This window comes from Gemmatimonadales bacterium (genome assembly GCA_030697825.1).
GTDB lineage: Bacteria > Gemmatimonadota > Gemmatimonadetes > Gemmatimonadales > JACORV01 > JACORV01.
Genome location: JAUYOW010000108.1, coordinates 1 through 1,060, shown reverse-complemented (window position 1 = coordinate 1,060; position 1,060 = coordinate 1). Strand labels below are relative to the sequence as shown.

The following is a 1,060-nucleotide window of genomic DNA, read 5'->3' as shown; positions in this document are numbered from 1 at the left end:
AACTGCGCCAACATTGTTTCGCTCACCTAACCGAGAATACGCACGGCGTACTCGCGTTCGAATTCGCCCGAGGGATGCATCAGGCGATTGGCCAATTCGCCGTCGGTGGTGAAGAGCAGCAACCCGGAGGTGCTGAAGTCGAGACGACCGATGGTAATCCAGCGGCTGCCGCGCAACACCGGAAGTTTGTCGAACACGGTCGCCCGGCCTTGGGGATCCGAGCGCGTACAAACCTCACCCGCGGGTTTGTGATAGATCAACACGCGGCGCTTCTGCACCACATCGAGGACGCGAATCGGGCGCCCGTCGAGGAGGATGCGGTTGTCAGGTCCGACGCGCTGGCCGAGAGTGGCGAGTTGGCCGTCTACGGTGATGCGACTTTCTCCAATCCATTGCTCGATGGTCCGGCGCGAGGCAATGCCCACGCGGGCAAGTACTTTTTGTAATTTTTCCCCACGCGCGTCGGCCGCGCTCGGGCTCGGCGGTCGCTCCCGACTTCCGGTGTGCGGTGTTTGCCTCCCGTGCGCCTTTTGCCTCCCCGGAGGGGGCTCCCGCGACGCTGGCACGTCCCTGTGCGGCGGACGGCGATCAGACACGCGCGGGATCGTGGGCGGCGAGACTGACAGGCATGGCTTCCGCTGCGTCAACCTCGGCGGAGGTTTCGACGCTCGACGCTTGGGGGAAAGGGGATAGAACACCATCGGGGGCGGTTGCCGACCCAGCTGAATCCGGTGCGCCGGCGGGTAATTCGCGCCTTTCCAGCTCGGCGCCGACCTCCTCCAGGCTCCGGAGCTCCGCGAGTGGCGGCATGTCCTCAAGGCTCCTGAGGTTGAAATGTTCGAGAAATTCGCGCGTGGTGCCCAGCAGCGCCGGGCGACCGGGGACGTCGCGCCGCCCGACTTCCTTGATCCAGCCGCGCTCGGTAAGCGTGCGGACGATGTCGGTACTGACCGACACGCCGCGGATGTGCTCGATCTCGCCGCGCGTCACCGGCTGGCGGTAAGCGATGATGGCGAGTGTCTCCAGCAGCGCGCGCGTATAGCGCTGCGGGCGCTCCTCG

The 1,060-nt window shown here is 65.7% G+C and carries 2 protein-coding genes; both read right to left on the bottom strand.

All coding sequences use genetic code 11. The annotated features are described in order from the left end of the window. Positions 1–26: 26 nt before the first annotated feature. Positions 27–701, bottom strand: coding sequence for a pseudouridine synthase (locus Q8Q85_05755; protein ID MDP3773756.1), 675 nt, complete (start codon positions 699–701; stop codon positions 27–29). Continuing rightward, the coding region (locus Q8Q85_05750; protein MDP3773755.1) for an SMC-Scp complex subunit ScpB at positions 589–1,060 on the bottom strand (472 nt) is incomplete at its 5' end. The genes Q8Q85_05755 and Q8Q85_05750, both read right to left, overlap by 113 nt.